The organism is Tistrella mobilis (assembly GCF_039634785.1).
GTDB lineage: Bacteria > Pseudomonadota > Alphaproteobacteria > Tistrellales > Tistrellaceae > Tistrella > Tistrella mobilis.
This window is the reverse complement of sequence record NZ_JBBIAB010000002.1, coordinates 214051-232331: the sequence shown is the minus strand read 5'-3', so window position 1 is coordinate 232331 and position 18281 is coordinate 214051. Positions and strand designations below refer to the sequence as shown.

Sequence of the window (18281 nt, the reverse complement as noted above, 5' to 3'; positions counted from 1 at the left end):
CCCACAGGGGCCTAAATTATCAAGGGATCGTTCCGGAAGGTGAGTGTCATGTCGACCTCTCTCAAGATTGATGACGACCTCGAACGGCGCCTCCACGAGGTAGCAGGCCGCCGCCGTCGCTCCGTCGATGCCGTCACGGTTGAAGCGATCCGGCAATATGTCGAACGCGAGGAAGCCCGCGACGACTTCCGACGGGAGGCCGAAGCCTCCTGGGCCGCGTATCAGACGGACAGCCTGCACCTGACCGGCCAGGAAGTCAGCGATTGGCTGAACAGCTGGGGCACTGAGGGCGAGACGCCGGCGCCGCGGTGCCACAGGTAATCGTCACCAGGAATGCCGTTCGCGGCATCCAGCGCTGCCAGGCCTTTCTGGCGGCCAAGGCGCCCGATGCTGCGCGACGGGCAGGCCAAACCATAGATCGATACCTGGTGTCGCTGGCTTCTCACCCGGATATCGGTCGCCCGTTCTCCGACGGCTCGGATCTGCGGGAATTGCTGATCCCGTTCGGTCACTCCGGCTATGCGGCGCTCTACCGTCATGTTCCGGGCGAGACGGCCGTGTATGTGCTGGCTTTCCGGCACCAGAAGGAAGCCGGCTATCTGCTGCCTTGACCACCCGGCCCTTACAGGCCCCCCACCTCCCACCCGATCCCATGCTCCGCGGCCACCCGCCGGAACCGCTCATGCAGCCGGTCGAAGCTGGCGGCATCGCAGCCGGCCGGCCGCACACCACCACCCGGCATGGGCGCTGACGATGGCCTTTCGCCGCGATGACGGTAAGGAGGATGTGCCGGGACTGGCAGCGCCAGCGCCGGACATCAACGGCGCGGCGCGCGGATGGCCAGAGGGCTGAAGCGGCCGGCAACCCGGGGAGGCCGGGTTGCAGGGTTTCCATGACCGGAGCAAATGGTCATGACCTCAAACCTCTATGTCCGATCCAAACCTCGCCACCCACTGCACACCCCCTCTACCGTCATCCCGGCGAAGGCCGGGATCCAGGTAGGCGTCCACGGGAATGGACACGCGACCGGGCGTGCGGACCACCATGTCGGCCATCACCGCCGGACCAGGACGTTCCGCGGTCTTTGTGGGGGGACGAACCTGGATCCCGGCCTTCGCCGGGATGACGGTGGGGAGGGTGTGCCGGGACTGGCAGCGACAGCGCCGGACATCAACGGCGCGGCGCGGGGATGGTCAGAGGGCTGAATCGACCGACAACCCGGGGAGACCGGGTTGCGCGGTTTCCATGACCGGAGCAAATGGCCAGGCCTTCCGGCCTCTATGTCCGATCCAAACCTCGCCACCCACAGCACACCCCCTCTACCGTCATCCCGGCGAAGGCCGGGATCCAGGTAGGCGTCCACGGGAATGGACAGGCGACCGGGCGTGCGGACCACCATGTCGGCCATCACCACCGGACCAGGGCGTTCAGCGTTCTTTGTGGGGGAACGAACCTGGATCCCGGCCTTCGCCGGGATGACGGTGGGGAGGATGTGCCGGGACTGGCAGCGACAGCGCCGGACATCAACGGCGCGGCGCGGGGATGGTCAGAGGGCTGAATCGACCGTCAACCCGGGGGGACCGGGTTGCGCGGTTTCCATGACCGGAGCGATTGGTCACGCCTTCAAACCCACCGTGTAGACAAGTGGTGGGGCACGAGTTTCCATGACCGGAGCGATTGGTCACGCCTTCAAACTGAAAAGCCCGAGTATACTACTATGACGACCGGTTTCCATGACCGGAGCGATTGGTCACGCCTTTAAACCGACCTCCGGGGCGCCGACAAAGACGCCGATTTAGTTTCCATGACCGGAGCGATTGGTCACGCCTTTAAACTCCCCTCCTTCCAAGCCCTTGTCAAGGGCCCTCCGAAAAGCACCGTTTCCGTCGGGTTCAAGCCATTTACATAAGCGGTTATGCGTCTCGGTCCGTTATTTCTTTTTCCACGATAAAATCAATAGCATAATAATTCCACTGGGTTATCCGCAGTCGGCCGCGGCCCACATACCCCCGCGACCCGGGATGCCCCCGCAAAACCACCCCCAAAAGCCTGGCCTCTATGTCCGATCCAAACCTCGCCACCCACTGCACACCCCTTCTACCGTCATCCCGGCGAAGGCCGGGATCCAGGTAGGCTTCCACGGGAATGGACAGGCGACCGGGCGTGCGGACCACCATGTCGGCCATCACCGCCGGACCAGGGCGTTCAGCGTTCTTTGTGGGGGGACGAACCTGGATCCCGGCCTTCGCCGGGATGACGGCATTTTCTTTCAGGAACAATGAGTTGGGCTTGATTGTGCATCAGACGACGGGGCGAGAGAAGCGAAGGCACCCCCGTTGCCGGGGGTGCGGTTTCAATCCACGCACCCGCAAGGGTGCGACGAGACCGCCCCACTTCGGGATGGCGCGACATATGTTTCAATCCACGCACCCGCAAGGGTGCGACACTGCTCGCCCAGCGACCCATCAGCCGCGGCCAGTTTCAATCCACGCACCCGCAAGGGTGCGACAACTTAGCGGGGCAGATCGCCGCGAGTTGAACGCGTTTCAATCCACGCACCCGCAAGGGTGCGACGCGCCTCCCAGACCCAGAATGGCGAGGCACACGAGTTTCAATCCACGCGCCCGCAAGGGTGCGACGGCACCCATAAACCAAGGGGAGCAAGATGCTCAGTTTCAATCCACGCACCCGCAAGGGTGCGACTATCCCACTACCGGCGCCCGTGCCTACACGATCTGGTTTCAATCCACGCACCCGCAAGGGTGCGACCGCCCGGCTCATCACGCAGCATGACGGCGTGGAGTTTCAATCCACGCACCCGCAAGGGTGCGACCGCGATGGCGCACCGACCTTTTCAAGCTGATCCAGTTTCAATCCACGCACCCGCAAGGGTGCGACCGCGACAAACCGGCCCTTCTGGTCGCCGCCGCGTTTCAATCCACGCACCCGCAAGGGTGCGACAGGTCTGCTTCCACCACCGGCTCATGTCGTCGTGGTTTCAATCCACGCACCCGCAAGGGTGCGACAGCAAGCGCCTCAGCGGCAAGACCGACCTGCTGGTTTCAATCCACGCACCCGCAAGGGTGCGACGTTGGCCTGCGCGGCGGCGGCAACTGGAACACGAGTTTCAATCCACGCACCCGCAAGGGTGCGACTTATCTTATCGTCGTGGTCGCCGGGCAAAGCAATGTTTCAATCCACGCACCCGCAAGGGTGCGACCGAATCCTTCACGGACTTCAAGCTCCACATCGTCGTTTCAATCCACGCACCCGCAAGGGTGCGACCGTGGCTATCGCTTACATGGGGCCTCGCGGGCTTGTTTCAATCCACGCACCCGCAAGGGTGCGACGGATTACGACCGACTTGGTGGGGCCGACGCCCTTGTTTCAATCCACGCACCCGCAAGGGTGCGACTGGGCGCGCCTACGCGCTCCTTGCCGAAGAGATGCTTGTTTCAATCCACGCACCCGCAAGGGTGCGACATCGACGGGCTGACGGCCCGGGTCGACGGCGCCGTTTCAATCCACGCACCCGCAAGGGTGCGACCCAGTTTGTCACGGATGACAGACTGTTCGACGCGGTTTCAATCCACGCACCCGCAAGGGTGCGACCCACCCCCTCTTAATACCCTGAATCGGACGCCGGAAAAAGGCGGTCCGCGCGAACCCCCGTTGGAGGCCATGCATTGGCATGAACATGCATAAAATGTACAATTCAACTGCCTGGAAAATGGGGATAATTTTGTCCGCGAACCTCCCGGGATTTTTACGGGAGCTTGGGGTTCGCGGATGAGACGGCGCAGGTTCTCAGGCGGTACGGGCGGCGGGAAGATCCTATAGAGACGCCCCGGCGTTTCTGTTCGAGGTCAGGCAATCTTCACGCGGAAAGAAAGGTGGATCCCCGCCTTCGCGGGGATGACGGTATAGATGCGGGGATGACGATATAAATTTCGCGGGGATGACGGTATGAATATCGTACAGAGGTTTGTCAGTGCAGACACCTGACACGAGTGCCGGCCGCACGCCAGGGCACGAGTATCAGACCATAACCTGACACGTTCGATGATGTGCGCAGCCGCCAAAAGGAAAACACCGCCCCGGTCCCCCAGGGCGGCGTCTGCCATCTCATCTCGGTCCCGAATTCACCCCCGTCATCCCTTCCACACCCCCCAGGCCAGCGGGATCGCCGCCGCCCAGGGTTTGTAGTCGTGCAGGGCCGGGTTCACGCCCTCGATGGTGGGGGAATAATAGAGGCCGATGATCGGCACCTCTTCCTTCATCTTCGCGTGCAGGCGGCGGAAGATGGCGGCGCGGGCGGTCTGGTCGGTCAATGTGCCGCTCTCGGCCAGCAGCTTGCGGGCTTCCGGGTCGCCCCATTGCGCCCATTTTGCCGTCGCCTTGTCGGCGATCAGGGCGGCATACATCAGCCCCGGGTCGAAGCGGGCGGAATAGCTGAACGACGACAGCTGAAAGCGGCCGTTGACGTAATTGTCCAGCTGGGCCGCCCAGTCCAGAACCTCCAGCTGCACGTTGAAGCCGGCGGCGGACAGCATCGCCTGGATCATCACCGCATTGTCGTACATGCCGACATAGCGCCGGTTGGTCTGCAGCCTGATCGGCTCACCCTTGTAACCCGCCTCTTTCGCCAGCGTCGCGGCCGCCGCCGGGTCGTATTTCGGCCAGTCGAGGAAATCGGCCGAAAAGGCGCGCATGCTCTCGGCCACGCCCGAGGGGTTGGGCTTGGCCAGGCCGTTGGTCCGCACCTCGGTGATCTGGGCGATGTCGATGGCCTGGGCCAGCGCGCGGCGCAGTTTGGGGTTGGAGAGCAGCGGATCCTCGGTCTGGATCAGCAGGGCCGACCAGCTGAGGCCGGGCGCCGCCATCACCTTCATGCCCGCCGCCTTCAGCTCGTCGATCTTGATGGTGTCGAGCTGGGGGATGATGTCGATCGCCCCGGTCTTGAGGGCGGCGGCCGCCGCATCGGCATCGGGGATGATCTGATAGCGCAGCGCATCCACATACACCTGCCGCGCCCCGGCATAGCCGCTGCCCGGTTCGGATGACGGAACATAGCCGTCATAGCGCTCCAGAACCATCTGGTCGCCATGCTTCCAGCTGCCGAATTTGAACGGGCCGGTGCCGATCGGCGTCCAGCTGCCATCGGCGCCGACGCTCTTCGGGCTCGCCACCAGCATGCCGCACTGGATATTGGCCAGCTGGGTGAGGAACAGGCCAGACGGTTCCGCCAGGCGGAAAACCACGGTCTTCGGGTCCGGGGCCTCCACCGCCTCCACCTTCAGCCCGCCGGCCTGGCCGTTGAAGAAGCGGGCGCAGAGCCAGCCCTCCTGGCCGGATTTGCGGTCCCAGTTCCATTTCACCGCCGCGGAGGTCAGCGGGTCGCCATTGTGGAAGGTGACGCCGTCGCGCAGCGTGAAGGTATAGCTGCGGCCATCCTCGGAAATCGTCCAGCCCTGGGCCAGCGCCGGGCCGACGGTCAGATCGGTGCGATAGCCGACCAGCCCTTCGAACAGGTTGTTCACCACCGCGTCGGAATTGGAGTCGCGGTTGATGCCCGGCTCCAGGCTGCGGGCATCGGCGTTCATCGACACCACCAGCGTGCCGCCGCGCTTCGGGCCGTCCGCAGCCCCCGCCGGCGCCGCGGCCAGCAGGGCGGCGAGCGCGGCCGACCCGGCGAGCGCACCGCCGCGAAGCCCCTTCAGGGCGAATGATCTCATGACCTTAGTTCCCTATCAGATCGGCTTTTTTGTCTGACGAGCATCTTGGGCCTCGTCGAGCGGGCCTCTGCTCTCATGGCCGATGCGACTCTTTGCCGGTCGCCTGCGGCCGTCTTCTGCTCCCGTATTCCCTGTCAGGATCCGGGTTCGCGCTCTCCCTGCGCGAACCGCTCCGACAGGAACCGCTTCACCACCGGCAGCAGGGGCTCCTGCCTGTGGGCCGTCCCGGGCACCAGGTCGTGGGTGACCGGGATGCCGCAGCTCTCGAAACTCGCCTTCAGGGCCGCCAGCCGCTCGATGCGGGTGGCACCGTGGCTCTCGAAGGCAGGCTGCCACCAGGGGTTGTCGCGCGTGATCGCGATCTCCCATGTGGCTGTATCTTCCGCGCCCACCACCATCTGCACGGCAACGCGGCGCATGGCCGCCAGGTCGATCGGCCTGCCGAAGACTGTGTCGATATCGCGCACCCCGGCCGGCCAGTCGGCCTGATCGTCCAGCAGGGTCACGATGCCGGGCGCGCCGATCGACACCGCCGCCAGCCGCTCGGGATGGGCATAGAGGAAGCGATGGGCGAAATGCCCGCCGCCCGAAAAGCCGAACAGGGCGAAGCGTTCGGCATCGATCCGGTAGAGCGCCTGCATCTCGCGGATCATCTGCAACAGGATCAGGTCGTAGGCGGGACCGGTGTCTCCGGGGCCGCGCAGCCGCTTATAGCTCGAAAGCTCCCGCGGGGCGGTGATGCCGGCCGGAAACAGCGGCGCCAGCACGATCAGCTGCTGCGCCTCCGCCAGATCGACGAAGGCATCGCGGCAGGCGGCGTTGTCGCGCATGGTGCCGTGCACCACCACCAGCAGGCGATAGCGCCGGTCGCCCGCCTCGTCATAGCTTTCCGGCACATAGGCGCAATACGAAAACCGCGGATCGGCGGCGCAGACCTGCACGGTGGTGCGGCCGAAATCGTAATAGCTCAGGATCTCGCCATGGCCGGGGGTGCTGCGCATGGGGAATGCCTCCGTCAAAAGCCGGGCCGGGGGTCCACGACCCCCAGCCGGGGCATGGCCGCCTCGATGTCACGGCCGGCCGCGAAGCACAGATCCTCGCGTTCGGGCGCCGCCACCAGCTGCACGCCGGTGGGCATGGTGACGTCATGGCCCTCGACGTTGAAACCGGCAAGCCCGGTCGGCACCGACAGCCCGGGCAGGCCCAGCACCGAAATCACCATCAACGGCCCCTGCGCCCGCATGATCCGCCGCGCCTCTTCCGGCGAGCGGATATCGGCCAGGCGGTGAAAGGCCGGCTCCAGCGACACCGGCATCACCAGCACCGGCCAGGTCTCGAAAAACCGCTGCCACAGCCGCAGCATGCCATGGCGCCGGGCGACCGCGGCCAGCGCATCGCCCTGGGTCAGCTCCCGCGGCCAGGCCCGCTGCCAATAGTCGACCGCGACGCGGATATTCTCGTCGCCCGCAGCCGCGATCGCGGGCGCCAGCAGGGTCATGATGTCGGGAATGCAGATCTCGGCCCACATGTCGTGGATCTCGTCGAGCGCGGGCGGCACCACCTCCTCCACCGCCCAGCCGGCAGCGGCGAGGGCCGTGGCCGCCCGGTCCACCGCGTCCCGCACGGCCGGATGACAATCCGGCCAGCCCGCGGTGGAGACCACGGCCGCCCGCCGCGGCCCAGCCGGATGATCCCCCACCATGGGTCTGGTGCGGGGATCGTCGACATGCGGCACGGCCATCGCCCGGAAGGCGGTTTCCGTGTCGCGCACGGTGCGGGCCAGCGGCCCCTGCACGGCCATCAGCTGGGCCGCGACCGAACCTCCCCCCTTGGCCGTGGCATTGAACGACGGCACCCGGCCATAAGAGGGGCGCAGGCCCACCAGCCCGTTGCACATCGCCGGAAACCGCACCGATCCGCCGATGTCGTTGCCATGGGCGATCGCCACCATCCCGGTCGCGACCGAGGCCGCCGCACCACCGGAAGAACCGCCTACCGTCAAATCACGATGCCAAGGGTTGTAGGTGGGGCCATGCAGCGTGTTGTCGGTGAACCAGCGCATCGAATAGACCGGCGCATTGGTCCGCCCCACCACGATCGCGCCGGCCCGCTTCAGGTTCGCAACCACCGGGTTGTCGGCGGGCGCAATCAGGTCGCGGTAGACCGCGGTGCCGTTGTCGGTGGGGTGGCCCTGCTGGTCGATGTTGATCTTGATCGTGACCGGCACGCCATGCAGCGGCCCCAGCGGCCGGCCCTCGGCCACCGCCCGGTCGGCCGCGGCCGCGGCCGCCAGCGCCTCGTCGTCCATCCGCCGGACGATGGCGTTGACGGCGGGGTTCACCGCATCGATCCGGGCCAGCGACGCCTCGACCAGACGGGTCGCCGTGACCCCGCCCTCGCGCACCAGCCGGGCCTGGGCCCCGGCGTCGAGCATGTGGAGCGGCGTCGAGGATGCTTGATCCGGTGCCGATCCTTCGGCAAAGCTGGCGGCAGTCCCGTCGGACATGATGTCTCCGGCCTTCTTCGAGAGGGGTGGGGGGCGCGGTCTGCCCGGCCCCGCTTTGTGTCCTCGTTTGTATTTTGAGATGCTATGAGACAAGAAAACGGAACGCAAGAGCCAGTTGTCGATTCAGAGGGGCCAAGCCGTCTGCAACGCGATCTGCTGCCGCGGGTGCTGGATTATCTGCGCAGCAACGGCCTCGCCCCCGGCGACCGGGTGACCGAGCTTGCCCTTGCCCAGCATCTTCAGGTCTCGCGCACGCCGGTCCGGGCGGTGATGGAGGAACTGGCCCGCCAGGGCGTGCTGGACCACCAGCCCCGGCGCGGCTACAGCCTGCGGGCGGTGCCACGGGCGCCGGCGATGGAAGCCCCGCATCCGCCGGGAGAGGTGGACCAGATCTGCATCCGCCTGGCCGGCGACCGCCAGCGCAACCGCCTGCCGGCCGAGGTGTCGGAAGCCGATCTGATGCGCCGCTACGGGGTCAGCCGGCCGCTGCTGCTCAGGGTTCTGGCCCAGCTGTCGGAAATCGGCATGGCCGAGCGCAAGCCCGGCCATGGCTGGGCCTTTCTGCCGGTGCTGGACGATGCCGCCCGGCGGGAAAGCTATGAATTCCGCCTGCTGATCGAACCCGCCAGCGTGATGGCGCAGAACTTCCATCTCGATCCCGCCTGGGTGGAAGACATGCGCCGCCGCCACCAGGCCTTCATGGCGGCCCCCTGGGGCGAGACCTCGTCGATCACGCTCTTTGAAATGAACGCCGCCTTCCATGAAGGCCTGGCCATGGCCTCGGGCAACCGCTTCATCCTGAACGCGCTGCGCCAGCAGAGCCGCATCCGCCGCTTTTCCAACTACGACTGGGTCTACGGGCTGGAGCGGGTCAAGGTCTCGTGCCGCGAACATCTGGAGATCCTGGACCGCCTGGAACTGGACCAGCGCGAAATCGCCGCCGCCCTGATCCGCCGCCACCTGGAACAGGCCGCCGGCCTGACCCGACCGACCCCGCTGGACTGACCGCACGGGCCCGACACCGTTCATCGCCGAACGACGGCATACGGCGCCCCTGTCCGGCCTCCCCTCGGCCGACCTTTGCACACCCTCTCTACCGTCATCCCCGCCTCTACCGTCATCCCCGCCTCTACCGTCGTCCCCGTCTCTACACTTACACTGTCATCCCCGCGAAGGCGGGGATCCACCTTGCTCTCCGGCCAAAGAACATCGAACGCCCAGGCACCGCCGGACCCGCCCCCGACCACCGCGAAGGTGGATCCCCGCCTCCGCGGGGATGACGGTGGTGGGGGCGGGGCGACCCCGGCGGGGCCGGCGCCTGACATGGGCGGGTGACGGCGGCGGGGTGGGGCCAGACATGGCAGGGACAGCCCCCGACATGAGCAGCGCTCAGCGGCACCATGGGTCCACCTGAACGCCACTCCACCCCGCACGCCGCAGCACACCCGGCGCCCCTGTCCGGCCTCCCCCTCGGCCGACCTCCGCACACCCTCTCTACCGTCATCCCCGTCTCCACCGTCATCCCCGTCTCCACCGTCATCCCCGTCTCTACCGTCATCCCCGCCTCTACACTGTCATCCCCGCGAAGGCGGGGATCCACCTTGCCCTCCGGCCAAAGAACATCGAACGCCCAGGCACCGCCGGACCCGCCCCCGACCACCGCGAAGGTGGATCCCCGCCTCCGCGGGGATGACGGTGGTGGGGGCGGGGCGAACCCGGCGAGGGCCGGCGCCTCACATGGGTGGGCGAAGGTGGTGGGGGTGGGGCGACCCCGGCGAGGGCCGGCGCCTGACATGGACGGGTGACGGTGGTGGGGGCAGGACGAACCCGGCAGGGCCGGCGCCTGACATGGGTGGGCGATGGTGGTGGGGGCAGGGCGAACCCGGCAGGGCCGGCGCCTCACATGGGCGGGTGATGGCGGCGTGGGCGGGGCGAACCCGGCAGGGCCGGCCCCTGACATGGACGGGCGATGGTGGTGAGGGCGGGGCGAACCCGGCGAGGGCCGGCGCCTGACATAGGCGGGCGATGGCGGCGGGGGCACGACCAACCCGGCAGAGCCGGCGCCCGACATGAACGGACGACGGCATACGGCCCCCCGTCCGCCCCCAACACCACCTCTTGCATTTTGTTTTTTGTAGCATCATAGTTCCGTCATCCCCACCGATGCGGAGTGATGCGGCATGACCGTCCAGTCCCCTGCCCTCGATCTGGCCGGCGCGCCCGATGCCCGGTTTGCGCCCAAAGACCTTGCCCCCTATTGGATGCCGTTTTCGGCCAACCGGGCGTTCAAGGCCGATCCGCGCCTGTTCGTCGCGGCCGACGGCATGTACTACACCACCGCCGACGGCCGGCAGGTTCTGGATGCCATGGCGGGCCTCTGGTGCGTGAATGCCGGCCATAATCAGCCGCGGATCGTGCGGGCGATCCAGGACCAGGCGGCGCGGATGGATTATGTCTCGTCCTTTCAGATGAGCCATCCGGCCGCTTTCGTGCTGGCCGAGCGGATCGCGAACCTCGCCCCCGCCGGGCTCGACCGGGTGTTCTTCACCAATTCGGGATCGGAAGCGGTCGATACCGCGCTCAAGATCGCGCGGGCCTATCACAAGGTCCGGGGCGATGCGAACCGGGTGAAGCTGATCGGCCGGGCCAAGGCCTATCACGGCATGGGCTTCGGCGGGCTGTCGGTTGCCGGCATCCCGCGCCATCGCCGCGATTTCGGGCCGCTTCTGGGCGATGTCGACCACCTGCCCCATACCCATGATCTGGCGCACAACGCCTTTTCGCGCGGGCAGCCGGCCTGGGGCGCGCATCTGGCCGACGAGCTTGAAAACATCGTCCAGATCCACGACGCCTCGACCATCGCCGCCGTGATCGTGGAGCCGGTGACCGGATCGGGCGGGGTGCTGCCGCCGCCGGTCGGCTATCTGGAGCGGCTGCGCGAGATCTGCACCCGCCACGGCATTCTGCTGATCTTCGACGAGGTGATCACCGGCTTCGGCCGGCTGGGCGCGCCCTTCGCCTCCACTGCGCTGGGCGTTACCCCCGACATGATCACCTGCGCCAAGGGCATGACCAACGGCGCCGTGCCGATGGGCGGGGTGATCGCCTCCACCGCCGTCTACGACGCCTTCATGACCGGGCCCGAAGCGGCCGTGGAACTGATGCACGGCTACACCTATTCCGGCCATCCGCTGGCCTGCGCCGCCGGCATCGCCACCATCGAGACCTACGAGCAGGAAGGGCTGTTCGACCGGGGACCGGAGATCTGCGCCGCCTGGGAGGAAGCCGTCCACCAGCTGAAGGGTGCGCCCCATCTGCGCGACATCCGCAATATCGGCCTGCTGGCGGCGATCGAGCTGGAGAGCCGCGACGGCGCCCCGGGCGCGCGTGCGGCTGAGACCGTCAACCGCTGCTTCAACGACGGCGTTCTGGTCCGGGTGGCGGGCGACAATCTGGTGCTGTCGCCGCCGCTGATCATCACCCCCGATCAGATGGGCCAGGTGGTCGATACCATCCGCACGGCGCTGGGGAAGGTGGCGTAACGCCACCGCGCCCGCCCCTCCCCCCTCTCTTCGTTCTGCCAGACGAGACCAGCGCCCGATGACAACCGCCACCCCGCACGCCCCCATCCAACCCTTCCCCTTCGTGTCCGTCGAGGGCACACCCTATGACCGCGGCTGCGCCTATGGCGCGGCCGTGCCCGACCGGATCGCGCGGAGTGCCGAGATCTATGGCCGGGCGCTGGACGGGCTGGGGGCCGATGCCGATTTCCGCCGCCGGCTGATCGCCGATTTCGCCGGCCGCATCCAGGCCTTCGGCGCCCATTACCTGGAAGAGATCCGCGGCATCGCAGAAGGCTCGGGCACCGCGTTCGAAGACGTGGTGATGATCAATGCCCGCACCGAAGTGGTGGCGCAGGCCCGCCGGCTGGCGGCGGCGCCGCCCGCCGCCGTCGACGCGCCGTCCGAACCCGAAGACGGCTGCACCGGGGCGATCATCCTGCCCGGGCGCAGCCGGACCGGCCGGCTGATCCATGGCCAGAACTGGGACTGGCGGTCGGAATGCGCCGAAACCGGCGTGGTGCTGCGCGTGCGCCGCACCGACGGCCCGGATCTGCTGACCTTCGTCGAGGCCGGCGGGCTCGCCCGATCGGGGCTGAATGCGGCCGGCATCGCGATCACCGCCAATTATCTGGAATGCGAGCGCGATTTCCGCACCGCCGGCGTGCCGCTGTCGCTGATCCGCCGCAAGGTGCTGGAACAGAGCCATTTCGCCGAGGCGATCCGGGCGGTGGCGACCACGCCCAAATCCTGTTCCAACAACATCATGATCAGCACCGCCCAGGGCTTTGCGGTCGATTTCGAATGCGCGCCCGACGAGGCTTTCGCCGTGCTGCCCGAAAACGAGATCATCGTCCACGCCAATCACTGGATCAGCCCGATCGCCCGCACCAAGCTGCGCGACACCGGCATCGCCAACATGCCCGACAGCCTGTATCGCGACTGGCGGGTGAAGCGGCTGCTTGAAGAGGCCGGGCCGAAGATCGGCATCGACGACATGAAGCGCGCCTTCTTCGACAATTTCGGCACCCCTTACGCCGTCTGCCGCCCGCCCCGGCCCAACCAGGCCGGCAATCTGTCGGCCACCGTCGCCATGGTGGTGATGGACCCGGCGGCCGGCGTGATGGAAGTGGCCCCCCTGCCGGCGCTGCAGCAGGGTTTCACCCGCTACACCCTGACCGGCGACCCGGTGGCGGCGGCCGCCTGAGCCGCGCCCCCTTTTCAAGCGGGATCTTCAGGGCAGGAGGCTGGCCATGGGACGCTTCATCCTTTCACGCATCGCCATGGGCGTGCCCACGCTGCTGATCGTGGCGGCGGCGGTGTTTTTCCTGATCCGGCTGATCCCGGGCGATCCGGCCTCGCTGATGCTGGGCGACATGGCGACGCCTGAAACGGTCGCCGCCCTGCACCGCGAACTCGGCCTCGACAAGCCGCTGCCGGTGCAGTTCGTGCTCTGGCTGGGCCAGATCCTGACCGGCGATTTCGGCCGCTCCATCACCACCGATCTGCCAGTTCTGCCGCTGATCCTGGACCGGTTCGGGATCAGCGCCACCATCGTGGCGATCGCGGTGGCGCTGGCCACCCTCGCCGCCGTGCCGGCGGGCATGATCGCCGCCTGGCGCCAGGACAGTGCGCTCGACCTCGGTTTCATCGCGGTGGCGACCCTGCTGCTGTCGATCCCGACCTTCTGGCTGGGCCTGCTGCTGCTGCTGCTCTTCGGGCTGGAACTCGGCTGGCTGCCGGTGATCGGCTATGTGTCGCTGGCCGAGGATTTCCAGGCCGGGCTGCTCTACCTCACCTTGCCGGTGCTGACCCTGTTCCTGCACGAAACCGGGGTGATCATCCGCATGGCCCGCGCCAGCATGCTGGAGGTGCAGCGGCTGGACTACATCACCCATGCCCGCGCCAAGGGGCTGTCGGAACCGGTGGTGCTGTGGCGCCATGCCTTCCGCAACGCCTTCGCCCCCACCTGGACGCTGATCGGCCTGATCCTGGGCAATCTTCTCGGTGGCATTGCGGTGGTGGAGACGGTGTTCACCATCCCCGGTCTCGGCCGGCTGCTGGTCGACGGCATCTTCGCCCGCGACTACCCGGTCATTCAGGGCTGCCTGCTGTTCATCGCCGGCGCCTATGTGATCGTCAACCTGATCGTCGACCTCTGCTATCCGGTCTTCGATCCGCGCGTGACCCTGACGTGAGGGAGACCCGGATGATGATCTTCAGGTCCCTGCGCGGCCTTTCAGGCGCGGTGCTGGTCGGTGTCATGATCCTGGTGGCCATGCTCGCCACGGTCTGGACGCCCCAGGATCCGCTGGCGCTGAACCTGCGCGCCCGCCTTGCCGCCCCGGGCGGCGCCCATCTGCTCGGCACCGACGAATTCGGCCGCGACGTGCTCAGCCGGCTGATGGCCGGCGCCTCCTCCAGCATGACCATTGCGCTCACCACCGTGGTCTTCGCGGTGATCGCGGGCAGCATCATCGGCATTCTGGCCGGCTATTTCCGCGGCTGGACCGACCGGATCGTGATGACCTTCAACGATGCCCTGCTCGCCTTCCCCGGCATTCTGCTGGCGCTCGGCCTGCTGGTGGTGCTGGGGGCCAGCCCCGGCGGCATCGTGCTGGCGCTGGGCCTTGCCTACACGCCCTCGGTCGCCCGGGTGATGCGCGGCACGGTGCTGTCGCTGCGCGAAAACGCCTTCATCGAAGCCTCGCGCGTGATGGGCCATGGCCAGGCCTATACCATGGCCCGCCACATCCTGCCCAATTGCGTGGCGCCGCTGACGGTGCTCGCGACCTCGATGTTCGGCTGGGTGCTGCTTTCGGAAAGCGCGCTCTCGTTCCTGGGCCTCGGCGCGCCGCCGCCCGCGCCCAGCTGGGGCAACATGCTCTCAGGCGGGCGCGCCTTCATGGGCCAGGCCCCCTGGCTCGGCATCTTCCCGGGGCTTTGCATCTCGTTGACCCTGCTCGGCATCAACCTGCTCGGCGACGCCCTGCGCGACCGCCTGGACCCGCGGATGAGGAATATTGCATGACGGGGCGCATGACCGGGTGCGATACCGCCGCCACGCCGCTGCTCGACGTCTCGGAGCTGTCGCTCGGCATCGGCGAGACCGGCCGGCTGGTGGTCGACCGGGTGGGGTTTCAGGTCCGGGCGGGTGAAATCGTCGCCGTGGTCGGCGAAAGCGGCAGCGGCAAGACGCTCGCCGCCCGCGCCGTGCTGGGGCTGACGCCGCCCGCCATCCGCCGCCGCGGCGGCCGCATCCGCATCGACGGCCGGGCGCTGGACGACATGACGGCGCGCGAGCTGCGGGCGCTTCGCGGCGGGCGGATCGGCATGGTCTTTCAGGAGCCGATGACCTCGCTCAACCCCTCGCTCACCATCGGCCGCCAGCTGGAAGAGGCGCTGGCGCTGCACACCGGCCTCGATGCCCAAGGCCGCCGCGCCGCCATCCTCGCCATGCTGACCCGGGTGGGGTTGAGCGATCCCGAACGGGTGCTGAAGGCCTGGCCGCATGAATTCTCGGGCGGCATGCGCCAGCGGATCATGCTCGCCTCGGTGATGCTGCCCAAACCGGCCCTGCTGGTCGCCGACGAGCCGACCACCGCGCTGGATGCCGTGGTGCAGCGCGACGTGCTGGAGTTGATGGTGGCGCTGACCGCCGAAAACAACACCGCCGTGCTGATGATCAGCCACGACCTCGCCATGGTCGCGCGCTATTCCCACCGCGTCATCGTGATGTGCAGGGGCGAGATCGTCGAGCAGGGGCCGACCGACCAGATCCTGCGCGCCCCCGCCCATCCCTATACCCGCAAACTGCTCGGCGCCATGCCCCGCCGCCGCCCGGTGCCCGAAGTGGCGGCAGACGCCCCGCCGCTGGTGGAGGTGCAGGGGCTGACGGTCGATTTCGGCGGCCGCGGCGGGTTCTTCCGGCGCGGCGCGCAGAAGCGCGCGCTCCACGGCATCGATCTCGCCATCCGCCCGCGCGAGGTGGTGGCGGTGGTCGGCGGCTCGGGTTCGGGCAAGACCACGCTCGGCCGTGTGCTGGCCAGCCTGCAGAAGCCCGGCGGCGGCCGGCTGATCTTCGACGGCGAGCCGGTGACCGATCGCTCGGGCCCGGCCTGGACCGACTATCGCCGCAACTGCCAGATGGTGTTTCAGGACCCCTATTCCTCGCTCGACCCGCGGATGACCGTCGCCCAGGCGATCGGCGAGGCGCTCCGCGGATCGGGGCTGGACCGGGCCGCCATCCGCGCCCGGGTGCTGGAGGTTCTGGCCGAGGTGGGGCTCGACGACACCCATGCCGCCCGTTACCCCCATGAACTCTCGGGCGGCCAGCGCCAGCGCATCGCGATCGCCCGTGCCGTCGTCCGCCGGCCGCGGCTGGTGATCGCCGATGAACCGGTCTCGGCGCTGGATACCACCGTGCGCGCCCAGATCCTCGACCTCTTCGCCGATCTGCAACGCCGCCACGGCTTCGCCTGCCTGTTCATCAGCCATGATCTGGCGGTGGTCGAACAGCTGGCCAACCGGGTGGTGGTGATGAACCAGGGCCGGATCGTCGAAGAAGGCCCGCGCGACCGGATCTTCGACGCCCCGGCCGACTCCTATACCCGGCGCCTGCTCCAGGCGATCCCGACCCTCGACCCCACGCCCTCGGGCGGGGTGCGGCTGCGCTGGCGCCATGAAGAGACCGCACCTGACGGCAACCACCAGGCCAGCGCCTGATCTTTCGCAACCAAAGCCCCCGCTTTCATAGACCGAGGACGTCCCCCCATGTCCGCCGCCCTCTCCTACCCCGACACCCGTCTGTTCATCGACGGCAGCTGGACCGCCGGCAGCACCGGCCGCGACGAGGCGGTTCTGAACCCGGCCACCGGCACCGCCATCGGCCGGGTCGCCCATGCCTCGACCGCCGATCTCGACCGGGCGCTTGCGGCCGCCGACCGCGCCTTCCGCAGCTGGCGACGGGTCCCGGCCTTCGACCGGGCGAAGCTGATGCGCAGGGCCGCCGAACTGATGCGCGAGCGCGCGGCCGCCATCGCCCCCATCCTCACCCTGGAACAGGGCAAGCCGCTGGCCGAAGCCCGCGCCGAGGCGATGGGATCGGCCGACACCATCGACTGGTTCGCCGAAGAGGCGCGCCGCACCTATGGCCGGGTGATCCCGTCGCGCGCCCCCGGCCATGTCCAGATCGTCACCCGCGAACCGGTCGGCCCGGCCGCGGCCTTCACGCCCTGGAATTTCCCGATCAACCAGGTGGTGCGCAAGGTGGCGGCCGCCCTTGCCGCCGGCTGCACGATCATCGTCAAGGGGCCGGAAGAAACCCCGGCCAGCTGCGCCGCGCTGATCGCCGCCTTCGCCGATGCCGGGGTGCCGGCGGGGGTGGTCAACCTGGTCTTCGGCGTGCCGGCCGAGATTTCGGCTTATCTGATCCCCCATCCGGTGATCGCCAAGATCTCGTTCACCGGCTCCACCGCCGTGGGGCAGGAGCTGGCGGCGCTGGCCGGGCGTCACATGAAGCGCGCCACCATGGAGCTGGGCGGCCATGCCCCGGCGATCGTCTTCGCCGATGCCGATCCGGCGAAGGCCGCGGCGGCGCTGGCGGCGCAGAAATTCCGCAATGCCGGCCAGGTCTGCATCTCGCCCACCCGTTTCCTGGTCCATGAAGACATCGCAGAGCCCTTCACCGCCGCCTTCACCCGCGCCGCCGCCGCGATCCGGGTCGGCAACGGCCTGGATGACGGCGTGGGCATGGGTCCGCTGGCCAATATGCGCCGGGTGGAGGCCATGGAGGCGCTGGTGGCCGATGCTCAGGCCGCGGGCGCGGACCTCCGCACCGGCGGCGCCCGCATCGGCAATCAGGGCTGTTTCTTCCAGCCGACCGTGTTGACCGGCGTGCCCCTCACTGCCCGGATCATGAACGAGGAACCCTTCGGCCCGATCGCCCCCATCACCACCTTCCGCGATTACGACGCGGTCATCACCGAAGCCAACCGCCTGCCCTGGGGCCTCGCCGCCTATGCTTATACCGGCAGCGCCCGCACGGCCGCGGCGGTCTCGGCCGATCTTGAAAGCGGCATGGTCTCGATCAACCAGGCCCCGCTCGGCTTCCCGGAAGTCCCCTTCGGCGGCATCAAATCCTCCGGCCACGGCTCGGAAGGCGGCAGCGAGGCGATGGAGGGCTGGCTGGTGACCAAGTTCACGGCCGAGAACACGGTGTTCTGAGCGGGGTGGGCCGCATCGGGCGAAGGCGGGCGGGCGTCGGAGCGGCATAGCCGTGGGGAGAGTGTACAGGATAATGGCTCCACCGGGCCGTCCATTGCCGGCCGCGGCTCACACACCCCCGCGACCCGGGATGCCCCCGCAAAACCACCCCCAAAAGCCTGGCCTTTATGTCCGATCCGAACCTCGCCACCCACTGCACACCCCCTCTACCGTCATCCCGGCGAAGGCCGGGATCCAGGTAGGCTTCCACGGGAA

12 protein-coding genes and 1 CRISPR repeat array are annotated in these 18281 nt (G+C 68.0%); of the genes, 9 read left to right on the top strand and 3 right to left on the bottom strand.

Annotation, left to right across the window (positions count from 1 at the left end; genetic code table 11):
- Positions 1 to 48 precede the first annotated feature (48 nt).
- Together WI697_RS03930 and WI697_RS03925 are read left to right on the top strand one after the other, a co-directional pair.
- Positions 49 to 321 (top strand): CopG family ribbon-helix-helix protein, encoded by a 273-nt coding sequence (locus WI697_RS03930; protein ID WP_345957455.1) that lies wholly within the window; start codon positions 49 to 51, stop codon positions 319 to 321.
- Positions 309 to 611: a type II toxin-antitoxin system RelE/ParE family toxin gene (locus WI697_RS03925; protein WP_345957454.1), complete on the top strand. Its 303-nt coding sequence runs from the start codon at positions 309 to 311 to the stop codon at positions 609 to 611. Before WI697_RS03930 ends, WI697_RS03925 begins: the two co-directional genes overlap by 13 nt.
- A 1739-nt stretch (positions 612 to 2350) precedes the next feature.
- Positions 2351 to 3612: a CRISPR direct-repeat array (repeat unit 31 nt; unit sequence GTTTCAATCCACGCACCCGCAAGGGTGCGAC).
- A gap of 539 nt (positions 3613 to 4151) precedes the next feature.
- Here WI697_RS03925 and WI697_RS03920 read toward each other — a convergent pair.
- The 3 genes from WI697_RS03920 to WI697_RS03910 all read right to left on the bottom strand — a co-directional run bounded on the left by WI697_RS03920 (position 4152) and on the right by WI697_RS03910 (position 8241).
- Positions 4152 to 5735 carry an ABC transporter substrate-binding protein gene (locus WI697_RS03920; protein ID WP_345957453.1) on the bottom strand — a complete coding sequence of 528 codons (1584 nt, stop codon included), beginning with the start codon at positions 5733 to 5735 and terminating at the stop codon, positions 4152 to 4154.
- A 134-nt stretch (positions 5736 to 5869) separates the two neighbouring features.
- The gene (locus WI697_RS03915) at positions 5870 to 6736 is read right to left on the bottom strand and encodes an alpha/beta hydrolase (RefSeq protein ID WP_345957452.1); all 867 of its coding nucleotides are present in this window, start codon (positions 6734 to 6736) and stop codon (positions 5870 to 5872) included.
- 14 nt (positions 6737 to 6750) lie between these two features.
- A complete protein-coding gene (locus tag WI697_RS03910) occupies positions 6751 to 8241 on the bottom strand; it encodes an amidase (protein WP_345957451.1) in 1491 nt (496 codons plus the stop codon).
- Between the two features lie 165 nt (positions 8242 to 8406).
- On the opposite strand from WI697_RS03910, the gene WI697_RS03905 reads away from it, so the two are divergent.
- The 7 genes from WI697_RS03905 (at position 8407) to WI697_RS03875 (ending at position 18026) form a co-directional block, all read left to right on the top strand.
- The gene (locus WI697_RS03905; RefSeq protein WP_345957450.1) at positions 8407 to 9246 is read left to right on the top strand and encodes a GntR family transcriptional regulator; all 840 of its coding nucleotides are present in this window, start codon (positions 8407 to 8409) and stop codon (positions 9244 to 9246) included.
- Positions 9247 to 10421: 1175 nt separating this feature from the next.
- Positions 10422 to 11783 (top strand): aspartate aminotransferase family protein, encoded by a 1362-nt coding sequence (locus tag WI697_RS03900; protein WP_345957449.1) that lies wholly within the window; start codon positions 10422 to 10424, stop codon positions 11781 to 11783.
- Between the two features lie 58 nt (positions 11784 to 11841).
- Positions 11842 to 13008 carry a C45 family peptidase gene (locus WI697_RS03895; protein WP_345957448.1) on the top strand — a complete coding sequence of 389 codons (1167 nt, stop codon included), beginning with the start codon at positions 11842 to 11844 and terminating at the stop codon, positions 13006 to 13008.
- A gap of 46 nt (positions 13009 to 13054) precedes the next feature.
- A complete protein-coding gene (locus WI697_RS03890) occupies positions 13055 to 13999 on the top strand; it encodes an ABC transporter permease (protein WP_345957447.1) in 945 nt (314 codons plus the stop codon).
- An 11-nt stretch (positions 14000 to 14010) separates the two neighbouring features.
- Entirely contained in the window at positions 14011 to 14832 is an 822-nt protein-coding gene (locus WI697_RS03885; protein WP_372094705.1) for an ABC transporter permease, read from the top strand.
- Between the two features lie 8 nt (positions 14833 to 14840).
- The gene (locus tag WI697_RS03880; RefSeq protein WP_345957446.1) at positions 14841 to 16526 is read left to right on the top strand and encodes an ABC transporter ATP-binding protein; all 1686 of its coding nucleotides are present in this window, start codon (positions 14841 to 14843) and stop codon (positions 16524 to 16526) included.
- Positions 16527 to 16574: 48 nt separating this feature from the next.
- Entirely contained in the window at positions 16575 to 18026 is a 1452-nt protein-coding gene (locus tag WI697_RS03875) for an NAD-dependent succinate-semialdehyde dehydrogenase (protein WP_345957445.1), read from the top strand.
- Positions 18027 to 18281: the final 255 nt, after the last annotated feature.